General features: G+C 60.9%; 22 protein-coding genes. 1 reads left to right on the top strand and 21 read right to left on the bottom strand.

Annotated elements, in window-relative coordinates; genetic code table 11:
* Positions 1-9: 9 nt before the first annotated feature.
* From cysE to H7C19_RS30605, 5 genes are all read right to left on the bottom strand, one after another.
* Positions 10-714, bottom strand: coding sequence for a serine O-acetyltransferase (gene cysE / locus H7C19_RS30625; protein ID WP_185672888.1), 705 nt, complete (start codon positions 712-714; stop codon positions 10-12).
* Between the two features lie 1164 nt (positions 715-1878).
* Positions 1879-3363: a glutamate--tRNA ligase gene (gltX, locus tag H7C19_RS30620; RefSeq protein ID WP_185672887.1), complete on the bottom strand. Its 1485-nt coding sequence runs from the start codon at positions 3361-3363 to the stop codon at positions 1879-1881.
* Between the two features lie 36 nt (positions 3364-3399).
* Positions 3400-3882, bottom strand: a complete 483-nt coding sequence (gene ispF / locus H7C19_RS30615; RefSeq protein WP_185672886.1) for a 2-C-methyl-D-erythritol 2,4-cyclodiphosphate synthase — start codon at positions 3880-3882, stop codon at positions 3400-3402.
* Positions 3875-4579, bottom strand: coding sequence for a 2-C-methyl-D-erythritol 4-phosphate cytidylyltransferase (gene ispD, locus H7C19_RS30610; protein WP_185672885.1), 705 nt, complete (start codon positions 4577-4579; stop codon positions 3875-3877). Before ispD ends, ispF begins: the two co-directional genes overlap by 8 nt.
* An 85-nt stretch (positions 4580-4664) precedes the next feature.
* Positions 4665-5771, bottom strand: a complete 1107-nt coding sequence (locus tag H7C19_RS30605; protein ID WP_185672884.1) for a PIN/TRAM domain-containing protein — start codon at positions 5769-5771, stop codon at positions 4665-4667.
* 182 nt (positions 5772-5953) lie between these two features.
* Between H7C19_RS30605 and H7C19_RS30600 the strand changes: the two genes are divergently transcribed.
* Complete coding sequence (locus H7C19_RS30600; protein ID WP_185672883.1) at positions 5954-6349, top strand: DUF1573 domain-containing protein; 396 nt, start codon at positions 5954-5956, stop codon at positions 6347-6349.
* A gap of 249 nt (positions 6350-6598) precedes the next feature.
* Here the strand turns inward: H7C19_RS30600 and pssA are convergent, their stop codons facing one another.
* From pssA to H7C19_RS30520, 16 genes are all read right to left on the bottom strand, one after another.
* The gene (gene pssA, locus H7C19_RS30595) at positions 6599-7351 is read right to left on the bottom strand and encodes a CDP-diacylglycerol--serine O-phosphatidyltransferase (protein WP_185672882.1); all 753 of its coding nucleotides are present in this window, start codon (positions 7349-7351) and stop codon (positions 6599-6601) included.
* A 148-nt stretch (positions 7352-7499) separates the two neighbouring features.
* A complete protein-coding gene (gene disA / locus H7C19_RS30590) occupies positions 7500-8591 on the bottom strand; it encodes a DNA integrity scanning diadenylate cyclase DisA (protein ID WP_185672881.1) in 1092 nt (363 codons plus the stop codon).
* A 17-nt stretch (positions 8592-8608) separates the two neighbouring features.
* Positions 8609-9976, bottom strand: coding sequence for a DNA repair protein RadA (gene radA, locus H7C19_RS30585; protein WP_185672880.1), 1368 nt, complete (start codon positions 9974-9976; stop codon positions 8609-8611).
* 217 nt (positions 9977-10193) lie between these two features.
* A complete protein-coding gene (locus H7C19_RS30580) occupies positions 10194-10430 on the bottom strand; it encodes a hypothetical protein (RefSeq protein ID WP_185672879.1) in 237 nt (78 codons plus the stop codon).
* Between the two features lie 214 nt (positions 10431-10644).
* Positions 10645-11793, bottom strand: coding sequence for an ABC transporter permease (locus H7C19_RS30575; RefSeq protein WP_185672878.1), 1149 nt, complete (start codon positions 11791-11793; stop codon positions 10645-10647).
* Between the two features lies 1 nt (position 11794).
* A complete protein-coding gene (locus H7C19_RS30570) occupies positions 11795-12919 on the bottom strand; it encodes an ABC transporter permease (RefSeq protein WP_185672877.1) in 1125 nt (374 codons plus the stop codon).
* Between the two features lie 14 nt (positions 12920-12933).
* On the bottom strand, positions 12934-13872 hold the full coding sequence (locus H7C19_RS30565; RefSeq protein ID WP_185672876.1) for an ABC transporter ATP-binding protein: 939 nt from the start codon (positions 13870-13872) through the stop codon (positions 12934-12936).
* 123 nt (positions 13873-13995) lie between these two features.
* The gene (locus tag H7C19_RS30560; protein ID WP_185672875.1) at positions 13996-15108 is read right to left on the bottom strand and encodes a sensor histidine kinase; all 1113 of its coding nucleotides are present in this window, start codon (positions 15106-15108) and stop codon (positions 13996-13998) included.
* A gap of 12 nt (positions 15109-15120) precedes the next feature.
* Positions 15121-15816 carry a response regulator transcription factor gene (locus tag H7C19_RS30555; RefSeq protein WP_185672874.1) on the bottom strand — a complete coding sequence of 232 codons (696 nt, stop codon included), beginning with the start codon at positions 15814-15816 and terminating at the stop codon, positions 15121-15123.
* Positions 15817-15998: 182 nt separating this feature from the next.
* Entirely contained in the window at positions 15999-18446 is a 2448-nt protein-coding gene (clpC, locus tag H7C19_RS30550) for an ATP-dependent protease ATP-binding subunit ClpC (protein ID WP_185672873.1), read from the bottom strand.
* A gap of 38 nt (positions 18447-18484) precedes the next feature.
* Positions 18485-19549 carry a protein arginine kinase gene (locus tag H7C19_RS30545; protein WP_185672872.1) on the bottom strand — a complete coding sequence of 355 codons (1065 nt, stop codon included), beginning with the start codon at positions 19547-19549 and terminating at the stop codon, positions 18485-18487.
* A gap of 18 nt (positions 19550-19567) precedes the next feature.
* Entirely contained in the window at positions 19568-20080 is a 513-nt protein-coding gene (gene mcsA, locus H7C19_RS30540) for a protein-arginine kinase activator protein McsA (RefSeq protein ID WP_185672871.1), read from the bottom strand.
* Between the two features lie 37 nt (positions 20081-20117).
* Positions 20118-20579, bottom strand: a complete 462-nt coding sequence (locus H7C19_RS30535) for a CtsR family transcriptional regulator (protein WP_185672870.1) — start codon at positions 20577-20579, stop codon at positions 20118-20120.
* Between the two features lie 211 nt (positions 20580-20790).
* Entirely contained in the window at positions 20791-21975 is a 1185-nt protein-coding gene (locus H7C19_RS30530) for a GNAT family N-acetyltransferase (RefSeq protein ID WP_185672869.1), read from the bottom strand.
* 132 nt (positions 21976-22107) lie between these two features.
* Positions 22108-23151 (bottom strand): mannose-1-phosphate guanylyltransferase, encoded by a 1044-nt coding sequence (locus H7C19_RS30525; RefSeq protein ID WP_185672868.1) that lies wholly within the window; start codon positions 23149-23151, stop codon positions 22108-22110.
* A gap of 282 nt (positions 23152-23433) precedes the next feature.
* Positions 23434-24657 carry a glycosyltransferase family 4 protein gene (locus tag H7C19_RS30520; protein ID WP_185672867.1) on the bottom strand — a complete coding sequence of 408 codons (1224 nt, stop codon included), beginning with the start codon at positions 24655-24657 and terminating at the stop codon, positions 23434-23436.
* Positions 24658-25402 lie beyond the last annotated feature (745 nt).

Genomic DNA, 25402 nt, shown 5'->3' with positions numbered 1-25402 from the left:
ACTCCTCTTCTATTCTTGGGTGGCAGCGCCCACGGGTTCGGGCTCCGGCTCCGGGGACTCGGACTCCCGAGACGCGGACTTCAGCCGCTCTATCTCGGCCTTCAGCTCGTTGATCTCCTTCTGCATCTGGCGGAACGTCTCGATCACCGGGTCCGGCAAGTTGGTATGATCCAGCCGGTCGCTGACGCGTTCGCCGTTGCGCTTGACGATCCGTCCCGGGATACCGACGACGGTGCTGTCCGCCGGCACCTCGCGCAGGACGACCGAGTTCGCGCCGATGTTCGCGTTGTCCCCGACCGTGAACGAGCCGAGCACTTTGGCGCCGGAGGCGATGACGACGCGGTTGCCGATGGTCGGATGCCGCTTGCCCTTCTCCTTGCCGGTGCCGCCGAGCGTTACGCCTTGGTAGATGACCACCTCGTCGCCGATCTCGCACGTCTCGCCGATGACGACGCCCATGCCGTGGTCGATGAACAGCTTGCGGCCGATCCGCGCGCCGGGATGGATCTCGATGCCGGTGAAGAATCGGCTCACCTGCGAGATCACCCGCGCGACGGAGAACCATCGTCGCTTGTAGAAGCCGTGGGCGATGCGATGCGCCCAGATGGCGTGCAGCCCCGAATACGTGAACACGACCTCGAAGCGGCTGCGTGCCGCCGGATCGTTCTCGAACACCGCTTCGATATCGGAACGAACCGTCTCCCAGAAGCCCATGTTCAACTCCTCCTTCTTCCGTTACCTTCGCCTGAAGCGCCCCGGACGATGCAGCCCCCGGCGGCGTCCGGGTTGCCGGTCCGCATCTGAGCCAGATCAGTCCGAGATAACCGTACAATCGGGTTATCTACCCGCCTACGCACGCTTTCTCGACCGAGATAACCGTACAATCGGGTTATCGGCCCGCCTACGCACGCTTTCTCGACCGAGATAACCGTACAATCGGGTTATCGGCCCGCCTATGCACGCTTTCTCGACCGAGATAACCGCACAATCGGGTTATCTACCCGCATTCTCACGCTTTCCCGACCGAGATGACCGTACCATCGGGTTATCGGCCCGCCTACGCACGCTTTTTCGACCGAGATAACCGTACCATCGGGTTATCGGCCCGCGGCCTGCTTCGGTCTGGAAAAACAAAAAAGCCCCTGCAGCTGTCGCTGCAGAGGCGTCATCATACGCGGTCCCACTCTGCTTGGAACTTCGACGGCGGCATGCAGGCATGCGGCGGTCGCGGTCCAACTCGATGGCTCGATAACGGGTACCACCCGGCAACGCCTAACGTCACTCCCGCGCTGCCGTCATCTAGCCCGTCGACCGGTTCGACCCTTCTCGGACGTCTCCCCGTCAAGCAAGCATGAAGATAGGCTGCGCCGGCCGTTCGCTCGGCGATGCGGCTCCCAGGCGCATTTCCCTTCCGTCGGATACGAGACTGCTTCCACCCAAGGCAGTCCTCTCTGGCCGATCCCTACCGGAACGTACTCTCCTGTTCGTCGCTGTTACAGCAAGTATAGCCGAACGCCCCCGAAGTGACAAGGGCCAAGCGCGGCGCCACGTCCGACCGCCAACTCGCCTGCACTGCCGTCTCGGCCAACCACCTCTGTACACGATGGCGGTCCGTCCGACCGTCAGCCCAGCTTCGCGGCGGCTTCGGCCAGCCGCTTCAGCACGCGGCCATGCCACGTCCGACCGCCGACTCGCCTGCACTGCCGTCTCGGCCAACCACCTCTATACATGATGGCGGCACGTCCAACCGTCAGCCCAGCTTCGCGGCGGCTTCGGCCAGCCGCTTCAGCACGCGGCCATGCCACGTCCGACCGCCAACTCGCCTGCACTGCCGTCTCGGCCAACCACCTCTGTACACGATGGCGGTCCGTCCGACCGTCAGCCCAGCTTCGCGGCGGCTTCGGCCAGCCGCTTCAGCACGCGGTCGCGGCCGAGCAGCCAGATGCAGCCGTTCAGATCCGGTCCGTGCATCTGGCCCGTCAACGCCACGCGGATCGGCATGAACAGCCCTTTGCCCTTGGCGCCGGTCTCGGTCTGCACGGCCTTGATCAGCGCCTTCATGTTGTCGACGGCGAAGCCTTCCTCGCCCGCCGCTTCGATCTGGCGCGCGAACGCGGCCAGCACCGCCGGGACGCTCTCCTCGGCGAGCACGGCGCGCGCTTCGTCGTCTAGCTCCAGCTCCTCGCGGAAGAAAAGATCGGACAGCGGCACGATCTCCGCGCCGTAGCGCAGATGCTCGCGGAACAGCGTCACGAGCGTCACGGCCCAGGCCAGCTCGGCCTCGTTCGGCTTCTGCGGCAGACGGCCCGCCTGCTTCAGGTGCGGCAGCGTCAGCTCCATCACCCGCTCCGCCGAGGCGGACTTCAGGTAGTGCTGGTTCAGCCAGTTCAACTTCACGGTATCGAAGACCGCGGGGCTCTTGGACAGCCGATCGGCGTCGAAGATCCCGATCAGCTGCTCGCGGGTGAAGATCTCTTCCTCGCCTTCCGGCGACCAGCCGAGCAGCGCGATGAAGTTCAGCAGCGCCTCCGGCAGATAACCGAGCTTATCGTATTGTTCGATGAATTGCACGATCGATTCGTCGCGCTTGGACAGCTTCTTGCGGCTCTCGTTCACGATCAGCGTCATATGCCCGAAGACGGGCGGCTCCCAGCCGAACGCTTCGTAGATCATCAACTGGCGGGGCGTGTTGGTGATATGGTCCTCGCCGCGCAGCACGTGGGAGATCGCCATCAGGTGGTCGTCGACCGCTACGGCGTAGTTATACGTCGGGATGCCGTCTTTCTTCACGATGACGAAGTCTCCGAATTCCTCCGAGCGGAACGAGATCTCGCCTTTCACCAGATCCTCGAACGCATAGTTCCGGTCCTGCGGCACGGCGAAGCGGACGCTCGGCACGCGCCCCTCGGCCGCGAATTGCGCTTCCTGTTCCGGCGTCAGATGCCTGCAACGGCCCGAATAACGCGGCGTCTCGCCTCTCGCGGTCTGCTCCTCGCGCTCGCGCTCCAGCTCCTCTTCGGTGCAGTAGCAGCGATAGGCGAGGCCGCGGTCCAGCAGTTCCTGCGTGTGCTTGTCGTAGATCGCGATCCGCTCGGTCTGCCGGTAAGGGCCGTAGTCGCCGTTGATGTCGATGCTCTCGTCCCAATCGACGCCGAGCCACTTCAGATAGGTCAGCTGGCTCTCCTCGCCGCCCGCGATGTTGCGCTTCACGTCGGTATCCTCGATGCGAATGACGAAGTCTCCCCCGTGGTGGCGGGCGAACAAATAGTTGAAGATGGCGGTACGCGCGTTGCCGATATGAAGATGCCCCGTCGGGCTCGGCGCGTAGCGGACGCGAACCTTGCCGGTGGTCGTTTGGCTCATGGGTTTCGTTCCTCCTGTCTCACTTGTCGCGACAAATCATAGCACATCTCGAACGAGGCAAACAATCGCCTGCGCGGCGATCCCTTCGCCCCGGCCGGTGAACCCGAGCTTCTCCGAAGTCGTCGCCTTTACGTTCACCTGCGTAGCCTCCGCTTCCAGCGCGCGGGCGATCACCTCGACCATCGCGGGAATATGCGGCGCCATCTTCGGCGCCTGCGCGATGATCGTGGCGTCGGCATTGCCGAGCTTGTAGCCGCGCTCCTTGACGAGCGCCCATACACGCTCCAGCAGCTTCACGCTGTCGGCATCCTTGAAGGCGGGGTCCGTGTCCGGAAAATGCTTGCCGATATCCCCGAGCGCGAGCGCCCCGAGCACGGCGTCGCTGATCGCATGAAGCAGCACGTCGGCGTCCGAGTGGCCGAGCAGTCCTTTGTCGTACGGAATCTTGACGCCCCCGATGATGCAGTCGCGCCCTTCCGTCAGTTGGTGCACGTCGAATCCTTGCCCTACTCTAATCAATGAAGCTCCGCTCCTCCTGCCGGCGCCGGGACAGCAGCAATTCCGCGATCGGCAAGTCCTCCGGCGTCGTGATCTTGATATTCAGATAATCTCCTTCGACGATGGCGACCTTGCGGCCCAGCCGTTCCAGCAGCATCGCGTCGTCCGTCGCGGCGGCGCCTTCGTCCTTCGCCCGCCGATGCGCCTCCATCAGGTCGGCGCGGGCGAACGCCTGGGGCGTCTGCACGGCCCACAGCGTCCGGCGCTCGGGCGTAGACGCGATCATGCCGTCTCCGTCCGCGATCTTGATCGTGTCCTTCACCGGCACGGCCAGCGCGGACGCCCCGTGGCGCTCGGCCGACCGGCAGCAAGCCTCGATCTGCGCGGGCGTGACCAGCGGGCGCGCCGCGTCATGGACGAGCGCGCCGTCCGTCGCCAGCGCCGCGAGGCCCGCGCAGACGCTGTCTTGGCGCTCCGCCCCGCCGGGCACGATCGCGGCGACCTTGCCCGCGTTCGCTTCGCGGACCGCTTCCCGGGCCCGCGCTTCCTCGCCCGGCGCCACGACGACGACGATCTCCGTCACCGCGGCGCACCGTTCAAAAGCCTCGAGCGTGCGGGCCAGCACGGACCGGCCCGCCAGCGGCAGGAATACTTTGTTCTCCGCCGCGCCCATCCGGGATCCCCGGCCGGCCGCGACGACCACCGCTCCCCACTTCATCGCCATGCCTCGCTTTCGGATACATAGAAAGAGGGCGGGACCAATAGAAGCGAGTCCCGCCCGTATTTCTTATCATCATACCCTCTTACTGCGCTTTTTCCAATAGCTTCGGCTTCGCGAATATCATCCGGCCGGCCGAAGTCTGCAAGACGCTGGTGACCAGCACTTCCATCGTCGTGCCGATATAGTCGCGGCCGCCCTCGACGACGATCATCGTGCCGTCATCCAGATAGGCGACGCCTTGCCCGTGCTCCTTGCCGTCCTTGATGACCTGCACGACGATCTCTTCGCCCGGCAGGACGACCGGCTTCACCGCGTTCGCCAGGTCGTTGATGTTCAGCACGGACACGCCTTGCAGCTCGCATACCTTGTTCAGGTTGAAGTCGTTGGTGACGACTTTGCCCTGCATCGCCTTCGCCAGCTTCACGAGCCGGCTGTCGACTTCCCCGCTCTCGTCGCTCGCGTCCTCGTAGATCAGCACTTTCACGTCGAGCTCCTTCTGAATCTTGTTCAAGATATCGAGCCCGCGGCGTCCGCGGTTGCGCTTGAGCAGATCGGACGAATCCGCGATATGCTGCAGCTCCTCCAGCACGAACTCGGGGATGACGAGCGTCCCCTCGATGAAGCCGGTCTTGCAGATGTCGGCGATGCGGCCGTCGATGATGACGCTGGTGTCCAAAATCTTGTGTTCTTCGTATCGGGGGCCTTCGTCTCGCTTGGTCTCGCCCTTGTGGCGCGATTGGGACCAGAGGGCCAGCTCGTCCTGCTTGCGGACGCCGATGTGCAGGCCCGCGTAAGCGAAGATCAGGGCCGTCAGCGCCGCGATGACGCCGCCGATCCGGGGCAGTTCGGCCAGATAAGGCTTTAGCAGCGCGGCGAAGACCAGGCCGCAGCCCCCGCCCAGCAAGCCGGTCGCAAGCAGCGAGACGGGCATGCCGGACAGCCGGTCGATGCCCCGTTGCAGCGCGGCCGACAGCGGTCCCGCGAGGCTCGTCGCGAGCATGAAGCCGAGCACGGCGCCGATGACGGCGGTATAAGTACTGCCGAATCCCGCTCCGGCGCCCGCGCTCGAAGCGCCCAGCACCGGATTCATCCATGAGGCCCCGCCGCCGAGCCGCCACGAAGACCAACCTTGCCCGAGCAAGAGGCCGATCAAGAGGCCGGCTAGCTGGATTACGCGTCTCATCATCATAAGTATCACTCCTGAGGAATCCATATTTTGTTACTAGTATGGTCCAAATTTCCCCAGGCTAATCGCCTATCCGACCCGGATTCTGAAAGGAATCTAATGCGACTTCCTTTTGTATTGCCGGACGCCTTGTTCTATAATGAGTCTTAAGAACGCCAATCTTCAGGTAAACCGAGGTGGAACGGATGAGCGCACCAACGCTGCAGGAGTTCCAGCGGCAGGTATCGGAACTCTTGCTCCGTCACCGCAGCCTGCTGGATGTCATGACCAAGTACAGTCAATCGAACGCTTCGGTCAACCGGGCTGTGTCCAAGTCGATCACCGAATGCGGATGCATCGAGCTGAATGCGAAGCAACAGGGATTCTCGGAAGAGATGGAACTCGACCAAGCGAACCGCCAGTCGAAGTCCCATATGGCCGGCCAATTGTGCGAGCATTGCAGCGATATCGTCCGCTCGGAGATGGGCAAGAATCTATTCTATCTGTCGGCCTACTGCAACCTGCTGGATATTGACCTCGAAGAAGTGGTCGCGAAGGAATCGGATAAGTGCAGTACCCTGGGCTGGTTCAACCTAACTTAGTTCCCGGAAGCGCGTTAAGCATGCAAATCGCAACCCCCTGAATCCTTCTCCCGGGAAGGATTCAGGGGGTTATTTGCTTGCGTACCGGGCGATTATGGCCACCCTCTTCGATCGCCCTACCCGCCGCCGCAAAACACGCCATCCCTCTTACAAGGGACAGGCGTCGGTTCATGCACCCGTTCTATCGCTACCGCTCGTGCCGCCGCCACAGAAAAACGCCAGCCCCTCTGACAAAGGACTGGCGTCGGTTCAAGCGCTATGCTCGGAATGCGAATTGTCTTCCTCGGTATTGCGCCGCTTTTTCTTCCGCTGGCGGGCGCGCCGGCCGGGGATGAGGCGTTCAACGTTTTTTTTTAAGCCCCAGAGCGCGTAGAAGAGCAGCATCAACAGGATAAACTTGGGGATCGCCCGCGGGAACATAAACGCGAGCGTCACGGCCGCCGCGACGACCAGAGGCACCGCCCAGACCGCCGCCTTAGGCAATCCTAGCTTTTTGAAGTTCGGATATTTCAAGCTGCTCACCATCAAGAAGGACAAAGCCAGCGTGCTGATCAGCAGCAGGGATACGCGCAGATCGTTATGGAACAAGGCAAGCGTGGCCAGCACGCCGCCGGCCGCCGGAATCGGAAGCCCGATGAAATAGCCGGGTACGCCTTCGATCACGTTGAACCGGGCTAGACGCAGCGCGCCGCAGATCGGGAAGATCGCGGTGATGATCCAGGCCAGCGCCGGGCTCACGTTCGTGAAGGCCGCTTGGTACATAATAAAAGCAGGAGCCACGCCGAAGGAAATGACGTCGGACAACGAATCCAGTTCCTTGCCGAATTCGCTCTGCGCGTTCAGCGCGCGCGCCACTCTGCCGTCCACGCCATCCAACAGCATCGCGATGATCACCAGCAAGGCGGCGCCGTCGGCCCTGTCGTTAAACGCCATAATGATGGAGAGTACGCCCAGGAACAGGTTGCCCACTGTGAACAAGCTTGGTATGGACTTTGTGATCATCGATTCCACCTCGGCTTTACTATGCCCAATCCGCCCGTATGTAACAGCCGGTCTAACCGGCGGGACGTGGACAAGTCTTAAATGGCATGCCGTCGCCGGAAAAAATTAGGCACTCTCCCCGAAAACGACAACCCCCATTGTAGTCTCCCTATATCTGTCTGTCAATAAACACCTGCTCTTGAATGCGTTTCAAGCCCTCTTTGATCGTGCGCGCGCGCACTTCGCCGATACCGTCCACCTCGTCGAGCTCCTCGATCGAAGCCAGGACGATGTGCGGCAGCGCGCCGAACCGTTCGACCAGGTTGTGGATGATGATGCTCGGCAGGCGCGGGATCTTGCTCAGCATCCGGTAGCCGCGCGGCAGGAAGCCGTCTTCGGCGACCGAGTTGAGCGAGGCGTACCCGAGAACGCGGATCAAATGGGCCGTGTCAAGCAGTTCTTCCGACGTCAGCTTCTTTAACAAGTTCTGAATCTCCCGGATCCGGTCGTCGTTCGCGTCGCGGGCATAGTCTTTGAGCAGCAGGCGCGCCTCTTCCTCGGCGGAGCCGACCAGCTCCTCCATCTGCATGCTGATCAGGCGGCCTTCGTTGCCCAGCTCCAGCACGTAGCGGTTGATCTCCATCTTGATGCGGAGCACCATCTCGGCGCGTTGGATGACATAGGCGACCTCGTGCATCGTCACGAGCTCCTCGAATTCCAGCGCGGACAGGTTGGTCAGCGCCTGCGTGTAGACCGCCCGGTATTTCTCCAGCGTCTGGATCGCCTGGTTGGCCTTCGTCAGGATGACGCCCATGTCCTTGAGCGAGTAGCGCAGATGGCCCTGGTACAGCGTGATGATATTCCGGCGCTGAGAGATGGAGACGACCAGCTTGCCCGTCTGCTTGGCCACCCGCTCCGCCGTCCGGTGCCGGATCCCCGTCTCGATCGAAGGGATCGAGGAATCCGGAATGAGCTGCGTATTGGCGTACAGAATCCGCTTCGCGTCCTCGCTCAGGATGATCGCTCCGTCCATCTTGGCGAGCTCGTACAGGTAGTTCGGACTGAAATCGCAATTGATGGAGAAGCCGCCGTCCACGACCTCCATCACTTCGGGACTGTATCCCACCACGATCAGCGCGCCCGTCTTCGCGCGCAGCACGTTCTCGAGCCCGTCGCGGAAAGGCATGCCCGGAGCCACCATCTGGAGCAGCTGGTTCATCGTCTCTTGCGGGTGGTTCTCTTTCTCTTTGGTTTCTTTCATGTTTGTTCCGACACCCCCTATTCCAGTGCAGCTTTCAAGGCTTCCGCGACCGACTTCACGGGAACCAATTCAATACCGGCCGGCGGCTGCCAGCCTTTGATGCTGGCCTCCGGCAGGATGACTCGCTTGAAGCCAAGCTTGAGCGCTTCCTTCACGCGCTGCTCCGCGCGGGAGACGGCGCGAACCTCGCCGGTCAGGCCGACTTCGCCGAACACGGCGTCGAACGGGCGCGTAGGCAGGTCGCGGAAGCTCGAAGCCAGGCTGACCGCCGCCGCCAGATCGGCCGCGGGCTCGTCAAGCTTGACCCCTCCCGCCACGTTGACGTACGCATCTTGGTTCTGCATGAACATGCCCATCCGCTTCTCCAGCACCGCGATCACGAGCGTGATCCGATGGTGGTCCACCCCGGACGACATCCGCCTGGGCGAAGGGAAGTTCGTGGGCGCTACGAGCGCCTGCAGCTCGACGAGCACCGGCCGCGTCCCCTCCATGCTGGCGACGACGGTCGAGCCCGCTACGCCCAGCGGGCGCTCGGACAGGAACAGCTCGGAGGGATTGGTCACCTCGCGGAGGCCGTCCTCCGACATGTCGAAGATTCCGATCTCGTTCGTGGAACCGAAGCGATTCTTCACCGCGCGCAGCAGCCGGTAGGAATGATGGCGCTCGCCTTCGAAATACAGCACGCAGTCGACCATATGCTCGAGGAGCCTGGGACCTGCAATCGCGCCTTCCTTCGTGACGTGGCCGACGAGCACGGTGGCCACGCCGTTGCCTTTGGAGATGCGCATGAACTGCGCCGTGCATTCGCGCACTTGCGCGACGCTGCCCGGCGCGGACGGCACATCGGGCCGGTACACCGTCTGGATCGAATCGATGACCAGAAAGTCCGGCCGCACCTGCGCGATCGCCTCTTCGACGAGATCGAGATTCGTCTCGCACAGGACGTATAGATGCTCGCTCAGCGCGCCTAGCCGGTCGGCCCGAAGCTTCGTCTGGCGAACGGATTCTTCTCCGGATACATATAGCACCTTCAGTCCCTGCGCGGTCAGCGCGTGCGACGTCTGCAAGAGCAGCGTCGACTTGCCGATGCCCGGATCCCCGCCGACGAGCAGCAGCGAGCCGGGTACGAGTCCGCCGCCCAGCACCCGGTTGAGTTCGCCGAGTCCGGTCGGAATCCGGGGCTCGCGGCCACTTTCTATGTGTATGATGGATTGCGCTTTTTCTTTCGTCCGGGTGAGCTCCGTACGTCCCACCGGCGCCTTCACGACGGTCTCGGCTTCCTCCACCATCGTGTTCCAGGCGTGGCAGCCCGGGCACTTGCCCATCCACTTGGGCGACTCCGTGCCGCACTCCGAACAGACGAACTTGATCTTTAGCTTGGCCATGAACGACCCCTTGTGAAGCGGTATTACCAAAATTGTACCATAGTTCGGGACTCCGGTTAAACCCCGTTACCCGAATTCGGCTTCCGCAAACCGTAGCCGGGTGCGCGGGCGGCCGGAAACCCCGCCGCGTCCGCGCGGCCCTCCCCCGCAAAAAAAGGCCGCTCCCCACGGAAGCGGCCTACTTCGGAGCTGCCTATGCTTCACTCCCTTCACTCGCTTATCTCCACCACCACCAGATCAATCCGGCGATCGCCGCGAGGAGCAGGATCCAGCCTGCCATGTACAAGAGCAGGAGGAGGACCTTGAAGAGCAACACCAGCAGCAGCGCGACCCCCACTGCAGCTAGCGCCCAGGACAGCCAGCCAAACGGCCTCCGTCGGTACGGCGCATAGCGATAGGGACGGCTGCGGTGCGGCAGATTTCTGTATAAGCGTCTGATCCGATTCCCATTCACAACGATTCCCCCTACTCGCGCGACGGCAAAAACCCTCCGCCGCCGTCCTCCCGCGGGGCGGGACGAACGGCACGGAGAGTCTGACCGCAGTCACAGCTGCTAATAGGGTATGGCCCGGCTGCCCGGAAGGTGAACGCCCCTCCCGCCGGCGAAGGGCGGCTCGCGGCTCCGGCCGCTCCGCCCTGAGGATCGGCTGCTTCGCCCGCGTCGGGATTTAGACGAACAGCCGCGTGTCGTTGTTCCGCCCGAAGCGGTAGATCGCGATCAGCGCGAATGCGGCGGCGAACGCGAGCAGGATCGCTAGGTTCAAGTACAGGCTCCCGAACGCCTCGCCGTGCTGCAGCTTGTTAACCGTATCGAGCAGCCAGTGCTGAGGGAGGAAGTTCGAGATCCGCTTCACGGCGTCCGGCATGATGTCCATCGGGAAGTAGCAGCCGGCGAGCAGGCAGGTCGGCGTGACGATCAGATTGGACAGCGCGCCGGCCGAAGCGGTCGTCTTCGCGAAGGCGACGATGAGCAGCGAGAGGCTGATCGCGGCGAGGCCGAACAGGAGCAGCACGGTGATCAATTCGCCGGTCGGGATGCCGGAGTCGATGTGGAAGACGTTCTTCATAAAGAACAGCGTCGCCACGATCTGGATCACGATGACGAACAGGTTCACCAGCACATTGGACAAGACGTACGTTCTGGCCGAGACCGGCGAGGAAAGGAGCCGCAGGAAAGTGCGGTTTTCTTTCTCCTTCAGGATCAGCTCGGTCAAGTTCACCGACGAGAACATCATGAACGCGATAAGGAAGCCGAGCGACTGGTAAGTCATGTCTTTGACGTGGGAGGTGTCTTCGAGCGTCTCCGCGCTTACCTTGAAGCTGCTCTGGCGGTAGGCTTCATAAAGCCGATCGAAGGCAGCCTTGTCGCCTTGGACCGATTGGGCGATCGAGGCGACGTTCCCCAGGTAGTCGTTCAGCATGGCTTTGACGTACGCGGTTACCGACGCGCCCTTGACCGACAGCACCTGAACGTCCGCGGGCCGGCCCGCTCCGAGGCTCTCCCCGAAGCCCGCACCGAAGCGGATGCCGGTGTCGAGCTTGCCGGCCGCGATGTCGCTGCGCAGCGTCTCGTCGTCCATCAGCGTGATTTTGACCTGATCCAGTCCTTGAATGAACTGGATCGCGTCTTGCGTCAACGCTTGATCGCCGTCCGCGTTCACGATCCCGACGCGCAAGGGCTGCCCGTTGAAGCTGCCGTAGAGGAGCATGGAGACCAGCACGCCGATCAGCGGAAGACCGATGAACACGAGCCAACTCGATTTTTTGCGGAACGTCGACCGCAGCGTCTTGCGTACCAGCCATAGAATCTCGTTCATATTAGAGCGCCTCCCGTCTGCGCATGGAGATGATCGCGATCGCCAGGAAGGCGACGGCTATTGCCAGGTTCAAGCCGATGGCGGGCAGCGCCGCGCCGAGTTCGTTCGAGTAGATGATTTTGTTGATGGCCACGTTGGCCCAGCGAAGCGGAGAGAGGTTGGTGACCGCGCCCATAAAGTTATCCGCGTCTCCGATCGGGAAGTAGGCGCCGCCGAGGAACGAGGCCAGCTGCGTGAAGATCATGACGATCGAGCGCGCCGTTTCGCCCTTGAAGAAGTAGCTGAGGCCGAGTCCCAGCGAGACGGCGAGCAGCACCTCGCTTAGCAGCACGAGGAACACCATGCCGAAGTGATCGCCCCAATCGGCTTTGAACACGTACTTGCTGAACAAGACGACCGCCAGGACGCAGATCAGATTCGAGAAGAGGCAGCCGATAATTTTGCCGGCGAAAATCTCGCTCTTGGAGACGGGAGCCGCCGAGAGACGGATGGCCGTATTGCGGGACCGCTCTCCCCGGATTAGGGAACTCGCCGACATGGCCGCGTACAGCGCGATCATCGTCGTCATCGCGATCGCGTAGTAATCGATGGAGCCGGGCGACTTATCCGCCTGGAGCGCCGTCTCCTTGACGATGTCGTGCGGCGCGCTCGCGTTCGCGAGTACCGCCTGAGCCGCCGCGGGGTCCGTCTTCATCGCCGAAGCCGCCAAGTTGTACCGCTGCGCGAACGCCGTTAGCATCCCCTGCACGATGTTGTCTTCGATCGTGCTCTTCGTGCTGCCGTAGAAGCGAATGCCTTCATTTCCAAGCTCCACATAGGCGACGTAGTTGTCGCTCTTCACTTCCTCCTGACCGTTCATCCCCTCGCCGAGCGGCGTGAAATGAACGTTCCCCTGTCCGACCGTCTTGACGAAGCCGTCCCAGTAGCCGCCGAGCGCCGGGCTCGCTCCCGTATCTTTGTACAGCACCTTCATCTCGCCAAGCTCGACGTTGCCGCTGAACGCATTGGACAGCGCCATCCCCAGGATAAGAATAAGGACGATCGGGAAGGCCAGCATGAACACAAACGTCCGTTTGTCGCGCAGCGCCTGTTTGATCTCCTTAAGTGCGATAATTAACGTTTTCACGGGTGATCCCCTCCTTAGTCCCTCAGGTTCCGGCCGGTCAAGGTCAAGAATACGGTCTCGAGGTTCGGCGCCTGCTCTTCGACCGAACGGATCTCCGCGCGATCGCGGATGAGCTGCTGAATGATTTGGTTCAGGTTGTTGACCTCGGCCTTGGAGTTGATCATGACCATCTGGTCTTCGATCCGGACGGTAGCGACGCCCGGAATTTGCTTGAGCGATTCGACTTTGATCTCGTCCTCCGATTTGATACCGATCCAGATGTCCTTCGTGTCGGTGATGATCGCCTTCAGCTGCTCTTTGGTACCTTCGGCGATGATCTTCCCGTGGTCCACGATCGCGATGCGGGTGCAGATCTCCTCGACTTCTTCCATGTAGTGGCTCGTATAGATGATCGTGCAGCCCATGTCGTTCAGCTTCCGTACGGAGTTCAGGATGTAGTTCCGCGATTGCGGGTCGATGCCGACGGTCGGTTCGTCCATGATGATCAGCTTCGGCCGGTGCGCGATGGCGCAAGCGATGTTCAGTCTCCGCTTCATCCCGCCGGAGAAGTTCTTCGGGTACGCCTTGTGCTTGTCGCCGAGTCCGACGAATTCCAGCGCCTCTACCGTCCGCTCCTTGAGCTGCTCCCCCCGCAAGCCGTACAGGCCGGCGAAGAAACTCACGTTCTCGTAGGCGGTCATGTCTTCGTAGATGGCCAGATCCTGAGGGACGACGCCGATGTTCGACTTGGCGAACTTGGCGTTCTTCGCGATGTTCTTGCCGAGGAGATCGATCTCGCCCTTCGTGCTGCGCAGCAAGGAGGAGATCATGTTGATCGTCGTGCTCTTGCCGGCGCCGTTCGCCCCCAGGAACCCGAAGATCTCTCCCTCGCGCACCGCCAGCGACATATTGTCGACTGCGATAAAGTCGCCGAACTTCTTGGTTAAGTTGCGAATCTCGAGTACGTTGCTCATCGCGTTTCACTCCCGCTTCGTATTGGCTTATGAACTCATTCTAAGAAAAAAGATGAACCTATGTCAGTGCATAAGTTCATCCTTTGCATATGAGAAATATCATATTTGCCTTCATGAGATTGTTCACTTCGGGCTGCCGTAGGGCAGGAGCGTCGTCACGCTGAAGCCTCTCGCGCCGTCGACGATGACGGTGCCGCCGGCCGAAGCCGCCCGCTCCTCCATGCCGACGATGCCGATGCCCTTGACGATCTTGGGCGCGCCGCGGCCGTTGTCGGCGACGAGCGCCTTGATGACGGTGTTGAGCACTTTGACCTCGAAGTGGATCTCCGTCGCCTGCCCGTACTTGAGCGTATTCGTAGCCGCCTCCGTCGCGTTCTGCTGGATAATCTTCCATTGAATCGGCGTGATGACATCCAAGTTCCCTTCGTAGGTCAGCTTTGCGTCGATGGCGTGCTTGGCCGACAGCTCGTCGACGAACAGCCGGAGGCGGTTGATGCCGAGCTCCTCGGATCGCGGCTTCATGTTCTTCAGCGTCAATCGGATGCGCTCCAGCCCTTCCTTGGAGATCGCGATCGCGTTCTGGAGCAGCTCCGACGCTTTGTCGCGGTCGGACGCCATCAGCCGCTTGGACGCCTCCATCTGGATGAGAGCGCCGGCCATCGCGTGCCCGACCTCGTCGTGGATCCGCTGGGAGAGGCGGTTGCGCTCCTCCAGCTTGATCGTATATTCGGATTGCCGGATGTATTCGTTGTTCTCGTTCAGCGCCCGGCTCAGCCGCTGCAGGTCGTCCCGCATGGCCTCCCGCTCGTCCTCGTAAGCCTTCAGCTTGTCCATGTGCACGCGGTTGCCCGCATAGAGGAGGTAGCTGAGGAAGGCCGCCAGGACGTAGATGGGCAGCATCGCCTGCGGCACGAACAAGGCCGGCACCGCCATGGTCAGGAGCGCGTATCGCCGCCGCCTGACGTGCAGAGACACGAACTCGTAGATGTTGACGGGCAACAGCACGATGAACAGCGGGTCCAAGCGAACGGCGCAGTACACGACGCACGCCGCCGACAAAAAGATCATGAGCTGCTTTGGATGCTTGCGCTTGAAGAGCGGAATCGCCATGTTCAGGCTGAGGTAACTTAAGTAGGCCAACGTAAGCCAAGCCGTGTTGTCGGAGGCCCCTAAGTAGAGGACCGCGATGATGTAGAACAACAGTCCCGCCTTGTTCCCGATCGTCCAGAAATCCATGGATCGTACTCCTTAGTCTTCCTGCAGTTTCACTTCGCCCGTCAAATAGTAGATCGCGATCTGCGTGCGATGCTCGAGCCCGGTCTTGTTCAGCACGGAGGTGATGTAGTTGGCGATCGTCCCCTCCGAGATGAACAGCTTCTTCGAGATCTCCTTGTTGGACAGCCCCTTCGCGATGAGCGCCATGATGTCGAGCTCCCGGTCGGTGAATAGGCTCCGGTCGATCTTGCCCCGCTCCGGGACCGGGACGGCCTGCACGGGGGCGGCGTTCCCGGATGGGATCGCGGCGCCTGCGATCAGCGTCGAGCGGAGCTTGTCGAGCACGACGTCCTGCAGGACGCGTTGATCGTGGTACACGCTCTTGATCGCGTCGCGGATGCGTTCGGGATCGTTGTTCTTCAGCAGGTACCCGCGCGCCCCCGCCTTCACCGCTTCGAGGATGAATTCGTCGTCGTCGAACGTCGTGAGGATGAGCGGCTTCACCGCGGTGCGCTCCGAGATCTGCCGGGTCGCCTCCACGCCGTTCATATTCGGCATCCGCACGTCCAGGAGCGCGACGTCGGCCTCATGGTTCAGGCAGAAGTCGACGGCCTGCACGCCGTCCTCCACCGTGCCTACGACCTCGAACTCGTCGAAGCTGCCCAGGATGATCTTCATGCCTTCCCGGATAAAGGAGTTATCGTCTGCGATAAGGACTTTGATCTTCAAATGAATAGGCCTCCCGTTCATGCGATCCCGATAACGGCTTTTGCGGCCTATTATCGCACGGGAAGCCCGGCAGCACAATATAGACCGCTTCCGAACAAGCTGTCCGGGGCGTTCGGCGGTCAGAAACGCAAAAAACCGTCCGACCCCGGGGGATCGGACGGCTCTGCATCCACTTCGCGCGATTATGGGTTATGCGGGACCGCTTCGCCTTGCGGCTCCACCACGAGGGTGCCGTCCTTCTCGTCGATGACGAGCGTGTCGCCCTTGCTGATCTTGCCCAGCAGCAGATCTTCGGACAGCCGGTCCTCGATATGCTTCTGGATCGCGCGGCGCAGCGGACGCGCGCCGTACTGCGGATCGTAGCCCTCCTTGGCGAGGAACGCCTTGGCGGACTCGGTCAGATCGAACTTCACGTCGTGTTCGAGCAGGCGCTTGCGCAGCTCGTCGGCCATCAGCGTCACGATGCGGGCGATGTGCACTTCCTCGAGCGGATGGAAGACGATCATCTCGTCGATCCGGTTCAGGAATTCCGGACGGAACGACTTCTTGAGCTCCGCCAGCACCTTCTCCTTCATGACGTTGTAGTCGCGTCCCGCATCCTGCGCGGCCGTGAAGCCGAGCGTCGAGTTGCGCTTGATCTGATCGGCGCCGACGTTCGACGTCATGATGATCAGCGTGTTGCGGAAGTCGACGGTGCGGCCCTTGGAGTCGGTCAGACGGCCGTCTTCCAGCACTTGCAGCAGCACGTTGAACACTTCGGGATGCGCCTTCTCGATCTCGTCGAGCAGGACGACCGAGTAAGGCTTGCGGCGCACCTTCTCCGTCAGCTGGCCGCCCTCGTCGTAGCCGACGTATCCGGGAGGCGCCCCGACGAGGCGGGACGTGGAGTGCTTCTCCATGTACTCCGACATGTCGATGCGGATGACGGCGTTCTCGTCGCCGAACATCGCCTCGGCCAGCGCGCGGGCGAGCTCCGTCTTGCCGACGCCCGTCGGGCCGAGGAAGATGAACGAACCGATCGGACGCTTCGGATCCTTGAGTCCGGCGCGGGAGCGGCGGACGGCGCGGGAGACCGCCACGACGGCTTCGTCTTGGCCGATGACCCGGTCGTGCAGAATCTCCTCCATCTTAAGGAGACGCTCGGTCTCTTCCTCCGCCAGCTTGACGACAGGAATGCCGGTCCAGCTCGCGACGACTTGGGCGATGTCCTCCGGCGTCACTTCGGAGTCGGTGCGGCCTTGCTTTTCTTTCCATTGGTTCTTCGTCATATCGAGCTCTTCGCGAATCTTCTGCTCGGTATCGCGAAGGGCCGCCGCTTTCTCGAACTCTTGGCTCTGCACCGCCGCGTCCTTCTCCTTGCGGATGTCTTCGAGGCGGGATTCGAGCTCCTTGAGATTCGGCGGTACCGTGTACGACCGCAAGCGGACTTTGGAGCTCGCTTCGTCGATCAGGTCGATCGCTTTGTCCGGCAGGAAGCGGTCGGTAATGTAGCGGTCCGACAGCTTCACGGCAGCTTCGATCGCCTCGTCGGTGATCTTCACGCGGTGATGCGCTTCATAGCGGTCGCGCAAGCCGTGGAGGATCTGAATCGCTTCGTCCGGCGACGGCTGATCGACGGTGATCGGCTGGAAGCGGCGCTCGAGCGCGGCGTCCTTCTCGATGTACTTGCGGTATTCGTCCAGCGTGGTCGCGCCGATGCACTGCAGTTCGCCGCGCGCGAGCGCCGGCTTCAGAATATTGGAGGCGTCGATGGCGCCTTCCGCGCCGCCCGCGCCGATGAGCGTATGCAGCTCGTCGATGAACAGAATGACGTTGCCCGCTTGGCGAATCTCGTCCATGATCTTCTTCAAGCGGTCCTCGAACTCCCCGCGGTACTTCGTGCCGGCGACGACGGAGCCCATGTCGAGCGTCATGACGCGCTTGTCGCGCAGCGTCTCCGGAATCTCGTTGTTCACGATCTTCTGCGCCAGTCCCTCCGCGATCGCCGTCTTGCCGACGCCGGGTTCGCCGATGAGGACCGGGTTGTTCTTCGTGCGGCGGGAGAGCACTTGGATGACGCGCTCGATCTCGTTCGACCGGCCGATGACCGGATCGATGTTCCCGTCGCGGGCGCTGGCGGTCAAGTCGCGGGCCAGCCCGTCAAGGGTAGGCGTGCTGACGTTGTTCGAAGGCCCGTGGTTCTGCGAGACGCTCTCGCTGCTTCCGAGGAGCTGCAGCACTTGCTGCCGCGCCTTGTTCAGGCTGATGCCCAGGTTGTTCAGCACGCGGGCCGCGACGCCTTCTCCTTCGCGGATGAGCCCGAGCAGGATATGCTCCGTGCCCACGTACGTATGACCGAGTTTGCGCGCTTCGTCCATCGACAGCTCGATGACCTTTTTCGCGCGAGGCGTGTAGGCAATATTGGTCGGCTGCTCTTGGCCGCGACCGATCAGCGATTCGACTTCGTCCTGGATCTTCTCCAGGCCGAGCCCCAGGGCGATGAGCGCCTTGGCGGCAATGCTCTCCCCTTCGCGGATGAGACCGAGAAGGATATGCTCCGTACCGATGTTATTGTGTCCCAGGCGCACCGCTTCTTCCTGAGCCAAAGCCAGAACCTTCTGTGCGCGTTCGGTGAATCTTCCGAACATCATGAGACAACACCTCCTCTATAAAGTTAAGAATAGATGATTTAGGCGCGCGTTTCCAGTCTCGAGCGAATCATTTCCGCCCGGGCCATGTCCCGCCGCTCCGGTTCGAGCGATTCCCCGTAGGTCATCTGGAGGAAGCCGGGCTGCGTCGAGACGAGCAGCTCGTTCAGCGTCTCGGGATCGACCGTCGGCAGCAGGCCCAGATGGACCCCGAGCCGCACGTCCGACAGCCGCTGCGACGCTTCCTTCGAATCGATGATGACGGCGTGGGACAGGATGCCGAAGGACCGCTTGACGCGGTCTTCGATCCGCGGCCTGGATTCGGCCATCAGCTTCGCGCGGGCGGCCTTCTCGTGCTCGATCATCTGGCGCGCGACGGCGTGCAGATTGTCGATGATCTCCGTCTCCGACTGGCCGAGCGTGATCTGGTTGGACACCTGGAACAGGTTGCCCGTCGCTTCGCTGCCCTCGCCGTACAGGCCGCGGACCGCGAGCCCGACTTGCGTGACGGCGGAGAGGATCCGGCTGATCTGCCCGGTCAGGACGAGCGCGGGCAGGTGCATCATCACCGAGGCCCGGATTCCCGTTCCGACGTTGGTCGGACAGCTCGTGAGGAAGCCGTATTTCTCGTCGAACGCGTAATCGACGCCCTCCTCGAAGATGTCGTCGATCTTGCTGGCCCAGTCCCACAGCTCGCGAAGCTGAAAGCCCGGCCGCAGGCATTGGATGCGCAGATGGTCTTCCTCGTTGATCATGATGCTGATGTCCTCGTTCTGTCCGAGGATGAGCGCGCCGTTGCGGGAGTCGTTCGCGAGCGCCGGGCTGATGAGGTGCTTCTCCACCAGCACCAGCTTCGCGAGCTCCGTCAACTCGGAGAGCCGGAGCTCCTCCAGCGGTCCGAGACCGTTCAGCCGTCCGCTCTCCGCGACGCCGAGCAGCTGCTCCATCGCTTCGTGGGACTGGGTCGGCGTGGCCAGCATCGGGAACGGATAGCTGCGCAGGTTGCGGGCGATCCGGATGCGGCTGCTGAGCACGACGTCGCGGTCGGGACCTTCGCTGCGCATCCACGGACTTAACGCCTGTTCGGAAAAATTACGTTTGGTCATGGGAACCGCCTCCCCTCCTTACCCGTTGCTGATTTCTTTCTCCAGATCCCGGATGCGGTCGCGAAGCTGGGCGGCGGTCTCGAAGTCCTCCCGCTCGATGCGTCCCTGCATCTCCCGCTTCAGCCGGTCGATCTCTCGCTTCGTCTTGACCCGGCCGCCCGCGCGCTTGGGCACTTTGCCGACGTGCACCGTATTACCATGTACCCGCTTCAGCAGAGGGTCAAGCCGCTCGGCGAAGTGCTTGTAGCAGTGGCTGCAGCCGAACCGGCCGAGCTTGCTGAACTGCGAATACGTCATGCCGCACATCTCGCAGCGGTGCGTCTGCGCCTTCGTTCCCGCGGCGCCGGACGGCTCGAAGTCCATCAATCCCGAGAGCAGGTTATGAATGGAGAATCCGCTGGGCGTCCCGGGGATGAGCTCCCCCTTCTCCCGCGCGCACGATTCGCAGATGTGCAGCTCGGCCTTCTCCCCGTTCACGATCTTCGTGAAGTGGAGCGTAGCCGGCCGCTTGCCGCATTCCTGACATTGCATGGGCATTGCCTCCTTCCGGCAGTCGCGCAGTCGCTTCTTATCGGGCCAGCAGCGTCAACAGCATGGCCTTCACCAGCTTGGCGCGAATCTCGTCCCGCAGCGGCAGCTTGAGCGCCAGCGCCTCCCGCGAGACGGCGGCCTTGATGAGCCGCGCTTCCCGCAAGGTCAAGAATCTCGACTCGGCCAGCTGATAGATCAAGCCCTCCGCCGCGGTCTGGTCGATCTGGTCTCCGACCGTCTGGTGGATATGGTGCTGCACCGCTTCGAGCGACGGCAGGTCGACGCGCTGGATGCGGATGTACCCGCCGCCGCCGCGCTTGCTCTCTACGTAATACCCTTTTTCGAGGGTGAAGCGCGTGCCGATGACGTAATTGATCTGCGACGGGACGCAGGAGAACTTCTCGGCCAGATCGCTCCGCTGGATCTCGACCGCGCCCTCGGAGCTGTTCTGCAGGATTTGCTTCAAGTAATGCTCGATCAAATCCGATATGTTGCGCATGCTGAGCCCCCTTTCCCGGAGAATGGCTCGGTCGGTCAGGCCGTCCGCGGCAAGGATCTGCGGCGAACGGGCGCTGACTCTGACTTTGACTTTCTTTGACTATAATCACATTATACGCACTTTTGGCTTGTTTGCCAAGTGCCGCCCCATTCTCCAGCAAAAAAGCCGGGTACGTGCTGTTTCTAGTATGGGGGCGGCACCAGGGGTTTATTCAGAAGAAGTCCAGCAAATGCGTCGTCCGGACGGGAATTCGGCGCGTCAGCAAGCCGACGGCGCGCTCGGATCCGGTCAGCCTGCCGATGCGTGCCAGCCATTCGGGCCGGCGGTCGCCCAGCAGCATCGCGGTCAGCGTCTGAATGTCGCAGACGACGTCGGCTTCCGTCGCCTCCCCTGCCGTCCCGGCGGCAAGCGGCGTCATCCGCGCCTCGCCGCCCGGCGCGAAGACGACTTCGAAGGTCCCGTCATTCCACGACGCATGGGCATCTGCGAGCCGCAGGGTCAGCCGCTCCTCGCCGGGACCGCCATGGAACGGATACTGGCCAACGAACGCGGGCGCGTCGACGATCCGCGACATGAAGTAAGCCTTCAGCTCCTGCTTGATGCGGGGCTCCGGCAGCAGGAAGGGCAGCTCGTCGTCGACGGGCATCGTAACGGTCATCTTGTCGATCATCGAGTCGTGATTCAGGACGAAGTTCCAGAGTCCGCGCCGGGCGGCGTCGCTCAGCTCCACCCATTCGTGCACGGTCATGATCCGGTCCTCGATGCTATAGCATATGTAGCCTTCGGCTTCACCGCTTCCGTTGCGGTACAACGCGACCAGGCCGGGCTTGTTCCAACGCCGGTCGGCCCACCACGCTTCCTCGCGGACCAGCGTCCCCGTATACCGGGACGCGAACCGCGCGTACACCGGATCGATCAGCGCCGTATCCTTCTGCACCCGCTCTACGGTTCCTTCGGTTTCCTCCCGCTTCGGGAAGTGGCTCTTCTCGATCTCGTACTGCTTGCGGGACACCGTCATCTCCCAGCCGTACTTGCGGTAGAACGGGAAGGAGAACGGCGCCAGCATGCTGATCGTCTGTCTCTGCTCGCGCATCACGCCGAGCGAATGGGCGAGCAGCCGGGACACGCACCCGTGCCTTCTGGCCTCCGGCCAGGTCGCCACGCCGGCGACCCCGCCCATCTTCATCTTCCGTCCCTGCACCCAGGCCTCGAAGGGCAGCAGGGACAGCCCGGACAGAAGACGTCCCGCCTCGTCGAAGGCTCCCCAGCTCTCCTCGGGGCGGAACTTCTTCCTCTCCGACTCCAGCCGCTCCGGCGGCATCTTGTATTGGAACGCGAATTCGGACAAGGCGATACGCTCGTCAAAGTGTTCGGGGGACAATTGCCGTATGATCATCGCGGAAGACCTTCTTTCCTTTTTCCTCCATCATACCCGATCGGGACGGCTCTGCGCACGTCTGCCCTCTCCATATCCAAAGCTGCACGGCTATCCGGTCGTTTGCCAAGACAGAGCGCGGTTTTTTTCCTTTCATTCATCCGCTAATGCGGGTGCCTCTTCTTCGCTTTCAAGCTGCTGAACGATTTGTTTCAAGAGCGGTTCCTTCGATTTGTGACACACAAGCAGACCTTCGGCGGTCGATACGATGATTAGATCCCGGACGCCGATCACGACCGTTCTCGTTTGATCCCCGACGATGATATTGTCCGCCGATGCGACCGCGCGAACCGTTCCTTGCACGATATTGCCGTGCGCGTCCTTGTTCAGGACCCGCTCCAGCGAGGTCCATCGGCCCATATCGTCCCATTCGAAGTCGACGGGAATCGTATAGACGCGCTTCGCCTTCTCCAGAATGGCGTAGTCGACCGAGATCTTGGGCAGTTCCGCGTACACGGCCTCCCATTCCTCGCCCGCGCCGGCCAATCGGCTCCACATCCCAGGCTGATGCGCCTGCATCTCGGCCGCGATGGTAGACGGCCTCCATGCGAAGATCCCGCAATTCCAGTACGTGTTCGGCGTATGGATGAGCGCCTCCGCCCGGTCCGCGTCCGGCTTTTCGATGAAGCGCGCGACCCGATATGCGCTGCCCAGCCGATCGTTCGCATCGGCCTGCATATAGCCGTAGTTCGTCTCCGGCCGATTCGGCACGACGCCAAGCGTCACGATCGAACGGCCGACTCCGGCGATCGCTTCGGCTTCTTCCAGGGCGCTCGCCAGAGCCCCGGTATCGGGAATGTGCTGATCCGAAGGGATCATGATCAGTACGTCGTCGTCCTTTTTCCGCAGGAAGTGCAGCGCCGAAAGCGCCACGCAAGGTCCTGTATCTCGCTGCACCGGCTCCGTAATGATTCGGTCGGGGTCCAATTCGGGCAGCTGCTCGCGCACGAGCCCCACGTAGGCGGCTGCCGTCGCTACGTACAGCCGAGGCGGCGCCACGAATCGGGCCAATCGCCGATAGGTGAGCTGCAGCATCGTCTCCTCCGCAGTTAGCGCCAGGAACTGCTTCGGCTTCCCGCCCGCGCTGTGCGGCCACAGACGATGCCCTTTGCCGCCGGCCATAATGACGATGTTCATCTCTCTTCTCCTCCCGGGAGGCCCTGTGCCGCCATGGCAGCATTCGCGCCCCGCAGTCCGATCCCGGCCGATCGTCGCCAGCCGCCGTTGTATGGATCATTGTATGGACCGCTTTACCGTATGGCATGGACGATCGACCCCACCAGACGAAAATGAAGCCGATATCCGTGAAACAGATCGGCTGGCCTATGGTCCTATTGCTCCGAATCTTCTTTATTAAACTCGAGATTAGGCACCCTTATTGAATTCGTATCCAGCGTTTCATGGAAGCCGACAGTCGCTTTATAAACTACGGCCCTGTCTTCTTTTTTCGATCGCGGTTTTGTAAACCTTGAGCAAATTATCCGTCATCGCATTCATGGACCAATTCTTCATGCCCCACTTATGCGCATTCATGCCCAGCTTCGTGCGGTACTCTTCGTCTGCCAGCAATTTGTCTAATCCACGGGTTAGCGCGTCTATGTCCCCTACAGGATAAAGAAGACCTGTTACGTCGTGCTCAACCATCTCCGGTAACCCCCCTACTTTGCTGACAACAGTCGCCTTCCCTGCGATTTGGGCTTCGATTAACGACACAGACTGATTTTCCGTCAGACTCGGCAGTACAAATATATCGGCCAAACGCAGCAGTGCCGGGATGTCATCCCTTTTTCCCATGAACTGAACTTCTCTCTCCAAACCTAACGTTTTACTTTGGTTCAAAAGCTCCTCCTTTTTCGCCCCGTCACCCACAATCCAACAAACCCAATCTTTACGTTTTGCCTTTAATTTACCGAGAGCGGCCAAAAGATGATGGATGCCTTTTAGTTCTACCAACCGTCCCGTAAAAATAATGACCTTTTTATCGGAAGGGTGCTCGACGTCGGCCTTCTCCTTCATTCGTTTAGAAAAATTGTCAACATCAAAACCGTAGGGAAACACTTTCAACTGTTCGTCGGGCACTTTAAATTCATCGGTTAAAATTCGCTTTAGCCATTGATTTGCCACATGGGTGATTTCGGCTACGGTAGCACCCGTATGTTCGATCGCATTGTAGTAAGTATGGGCTATATAATTGGTCGGGTGCTTAATATTTCGAATTTCATGAGCGACGCAGCCATGCAAAGTGGCTACAAGCGCTGTGCTCCGCTGGCGGACCCTCGCCATGGCTGTGGTAGAAATGACATCCTGCGTATGAATGATATCGTAGTCGCTTATATTGAAGTACGCCGCAGCGAGCTCAAACATATGTCTCTGGAATTCTGCGTATTGGACGAGCGGATTCGCATGGAAAACAGGATCGGAGGTTAAATTCAGCTTGGCTTTCAGCAGCGGAAGCAGCTTATCTTTGGATATCTTTCGGTTTGGCTCGATCATCTGAATAAATGAATTCGTGCTATCGTCCCCGTTTCCGAGAAGATCCACTTCATGCCCCAGCGTTTCCAGCCTATTTCTAAGCTGAAGCATAAAAGGCCATACCCCCCCTATGTGCGGGACTGGCCAATAAGTGGCAAGCAATATTTTCATGAGGTGTCTCTTCCTTTCTAAACCTAATTGTCGCCGCGCTTTTAGCATATTAATTGAGCATGAGACAAGTTCGGGCGAAAACTAGTGTTATTAAGCCTTATCATTCTGTGAATATCTGACTGGCCCCGATCCAATCATTGAGGTTGGGGATTTTTTCTACGACAGCATGTCGTCCAACGAGGGATCGACCGGCATGCCCGTCTGTGACTGGCGCGCATCTTCGTCTTCTACTGACGGTCTAGGCAGCAGCTGAGGATTTAGAGGGAAATCGATATTGGTGTGGCTCTCCGTTCAACTACTTGCATTTGTACATCTAATTTACCTCGAATCAAAGGTTTGTCGGTATTTTAAACGTACAACTTATTTGGCGGAAATCCCGTCCAAACGCAAAAAAACGGCCGATTTAGTTGTATATTTGCAACTAAATGGCCGTTAAGCGGTCTATTGGACGAAATAAGATGTACGATTGCAACTTATTTACCTTTCGGCGGTCTAAGAAGCACGATTGCAGCTTCGCTTATTGGCTCGACTGCGGACCGTGGGTCGGGCTCGCCGTTTCCGGACAACAAAAAAAGGGCTTGCGCCCTGAAAACCGGATGCGAAACGAAGCTAGAAACATCTTTGCCTGTGGTATGCTGCGGCTTGAGCCTTTACCTTCACCCTAACAGGTGTTGGTTGTAGGATAAGCCCTCGACCGATTAGTACTCGTCAGCTACACACATTACTGTGCTTACACCCCGAGCCT

This window comes from Cohnella nanjingensis, assembly GCF_014212125.1.
GTDB lineage: Bacteria > Bacillota > Bacilli > Paenibacillales > Paenibacillaceae > Cohnella > Cohnella nanjingensis.
Note: the sequence above shows the minus strand (reverse complement) of the source record. Positions and strands in the feature narration are given on the sequence as shown.